The organism is Streptomyces flavalbus, assembly GCF_042674625.1.
In the GTDB taxonomy this organism is placed as follows: Bacteria; Actinomycetota; Actinomycetes; order Streptomycetales; family Streptomycetaceae; genus Streptomyces; species Streptomyces flavalbus.
Map to the genome: position 1 here is coordinate 1 of NZ_JBHTEB010000006.1, position 3,408 is coordinate 3,408.

The 3,408-nt window shown below is 58.6% G+C and carries 3 protein-coding genes; all 3 read right to left on the minus strand.

The annotated features are described in order from the left end of the window. Positions 1-1,943: host specificity protein J (locus ACFQZ6_RS35500; RefSeq protein ID WP_381619146.1), on the minus strand; the 1,943-nt coding region annotated here is incomplete at its 3' end. A gap of 336 nt (positions 1,944-2,279) precedes the next feature. Beyond that, the gene (locus ACFQZ6_RS35505) at positions 2,280-2,861 is read right to left on the minus strand and encodes a tail assembly protein (protein WP_381619148.1); all 582 of its coding nucleotides are present in this window, start codon (positions 2,859-2,861) and stop codon (positions 2,280-2,282) included. Next, positions 2,858-3,408 (minus strand): NlpC/P60 family protein (locus tag ACFQZ6_RS35510; RefSeq protein ID WP_381619150.1); only part of this gene is annotated, 551 nt, incomplete at its 5' end. The genes ACFQZ6_RS35505 and ACFQZ6_RS35510, both read right to left, overlap by 4 nt.

The window sequence follows — 3,408 nt, forward strand, 5'->3', positions numbered from 1 at the left end:
CCCTTCACCACCCGCGGCGTGTCCCATTTCGCCTGCGCCAGATACTGGCCGTCAGCTGCGCTCACCTCCACCGTCAGGTGCTGCACTGCCGGTGGGATGACGCTGTTCAGGGAACCTGACTGCGGCTCAAAGCGGGCACCGTTATCCACGATGGCTTCTTTTTCCGGTACGTGCTGCACCGCCGTGATGGCAAAGGTGCCGTCCGTGTTTTCCCGGATGGAGACACAGCGGAACAGGCGACGGCGCAGTGACGGCAGGGAGAGTCCCCACACACCGTATGTCTCCACACCATCAGGCAGGGTGCTGACCTGTATCCGGTCCGGCGCGGGGTGTGCAGTGATGGCCACGCTCACCGGCTTACCGCTGCCGTTAATCAGGTTCACCGTGGCGGCACCTGTCTCCGGCAGGGTCACCTCACGGTCCAGTGTCAGGGTGCGGCTGGCAGCATCAATGGACAGGACACGTCCGCCGGTCATGGTCCCGGCATAGTCGTTATCACAGATTTCAATAATGTCACCGGGTGTGTGACGCAGCCCCTGAGACCCGAGCGTGAAATCCACCGTCTGCGTTTCCAGCAGTCCGGTCTTTATCACCCACAGCCCGGCACGGTGGGCCTGACCGCGGCTGGTACAGCCGAACGCGTCCATCTTCAGCAGGTTGCGTCCGTAGCGCAGTATGGCTTCCGGGTCTTCCACCAGTTCCGTGGAGGTCTGCCAGCCGTTCTGCGGGTCGGTGTAATTCACCTCCACCGCCGTGTGGCGGTCCTTCAGGGCGCTGAAGCTGTAGCGAAACCCCACGCCGTTATCATCCACCACCACATCGCTGTTGGTGTACGGCCACACCACATCCGACGGGCGGTCCTGAACGAACGTCAGCGTCTGGCCGTTCCATACCGGCATACAGCGCATCGCAGAGCAGAAATCACTGAGAACGTCCCACGCCTTACGCTGTTGTGCCAGGTACGCATTAAAGGTCATCCGCGGCTCTGTGCCCCCGAAACCATCCGGGACCGTCTGGTCGCAGTACTGCCCGATGGCATACAGCGCCCACTTGTCCACATCCGCCGCCCCCAGACGTTTTCCCATGCCGTAGCGCGGGTGAGTCAGCATGTCCCACAGACACCAGGCCGGGTTGTTGCTGTATGCCGGTTTCAGACTGCCGTCCCAGATACCACTGTACGTGCGTTTTTCCGGGTCATAGTTTGACGGCACCTGGATGATGCGACCGCGGATATGGTAGTTCACCGTCATCTGCTGGCCGCCGAACTGCTCCGCATCCACCTGCAGCCCCACAATGGCCGTGTTCGGGTAGCACTGTTTCACATCGATGATTTCGGTGTATGACGACCACAGCGTCTTATTCTGCAGCTGGTCCGTGGTGCTGTCCGCCGTCTCCCTGACCATCCGGATGTTAAAGGGCCGGGGCGGCAGATTATCCAGAATCACCGAGGCCAGGAACTGCGAGGTGGTCTTGCCGTTAATGGTGACGTCCTTTTCTGTCACCCAGTTACCGTTACGCTGTAACTGAATCAGCAGGCGGACGGATGCCGGGTTACGGTCACCCTTTGAGGTGGTCTCCACCAGTGACTGCACCCCGAAGGTAACCCGCAGGCGGTCAATGTTCGCGGACGTAATGGTGCGCGTCACCGGTTTTGCCTTCGTCACTTCCACGCCCAGTCCGGTTTCAGCTCCGGAGGACTCAAAGCCTTCCGGTGGTGTCTGCTCCTGCTCCCCGGCACGCCAGACCGCCGTCACACCGTGTATCACGGGATTGCCGTCCGTGTCCGTCAGTGGGGTTTTGTTCACCAGAATACTCTGCAGTCCCTTCACCGGACCTTCAATCGGTCCCTCACCAATCGCATCAATCACGCTCATCATCTGCGTGGATTTGAGATTATCCTTCGCCTCACGAGGCGTGTGTGCCTTGCCGCCACCTTTTCCCATACAGCCTTCCCCTGAATAAATTAACCGCCACTTGCCATTCCGTACAGAAGTCGGATATCCTTCGCCCGAAAAGCATGAAACACATTTCTGCCATGCAAGAAACCCGGTATCAGCAGATACCGGGGTTTTCTTTCATGCCCACCGATAATCCTGTTGGTTAAAACCGGTAATGGCATAAAAATTCTGAATATCTTCACATTTTCACACACTGACTGTGGCGCTATAATTTCTCTGCGTTAATGTTTTTTTCCGTGATACAAAAATAACTCCTTACACTTAATCTTCGTTTGCTCTGTCCCGCAGCTCCGCGATCACTGCGGGATTTTTTTATTCTTTTTACCCCTGCCGCCCGATAACCACGACCTTTCCGCCCCCGCCTTCATCACGGGTGCTGATGTCCTGGGATATACGGCGGGAGCCAACCAGCATTTCCCCGTAAGGCACCGGCATCGGGTTCCCCTGGGCAATCATGTTATCCAGCGAGGAAAAGTACGTGTTCTGTCTGCCGTTATCCGTTGCGCGGTAATCCGGTGTTTTTGCCTTCGGGGCCAGCATCTGGGCCACACCGCCCAGTATCATGCTGGCACCCAGTGAAAACGGCATCGTGGTGGCAGAAAAACCACCGGCTGCCAGGGCTGAACCCCATAACGCCATCGATGCCCCGGCAGTGAAGAAAGAGCCCACGATGGCTGCCGCCCCCAGCACAATCTGCAGTCCACCCTTTCCGGCCCCGGCCAGTCGCGGCACAATGTGGATGACCGTTCCCTCACCCAGCTGTTCGTGAAGACGGGCGTACACCGCCTCCGGTGCCGTGTCATCACCGGCAATACGTATCTGGTACCAGCCTTCGTTCATCTGACGGCGAAAGCCCGGCATCTGTAACGACAGCGCCCGGATGGCTTCCGCTGCCGTGTTCACATACAGGCTGAGGCGGCGGCCAAATCGTTGCAAATCCCCGTGAAGGCAGATGCGTGCCAGTGGCGGTGACGCCAGACAGAATGCGTTCGTCGTTGCCATTTTTCGGAATACCTCTCCCGTTTACTCAGTTGTTCAGGCAGATGGTGAAGCAGCTCACCGTTGCCGCAGTAAATGGCGGCATGGTTCGGTACCGAAGCACCAAAGCAGCACAGCAGAATATCGCCCGCCTGTGCAGAGGACAGGGGCACCCGGTAAAAGCCGGTGACCGCCATATTGTCCAGGTACAGGTTCTGACCGTTGCGCCACCAGTCATCCTCACGCTCAAAATCCGGCATATCAGTCCCCGCCAGATGGTATGCATCCCGGAACAGCGTGTAACAGTCCGTCACCCCGTGCTCAAAGCGCCGTCCTGTCAGATGTGGCACACAGCGGAATTTGTGAATGTCACCCCGGCAGACCAGCCACCAGGGCAGTGCGCTTTTTATCTGCAGCCGCCGGTCAGCCTCGCTCAGCCAGGGCAGCCCACCGGGATGACTGTGGACCAGTG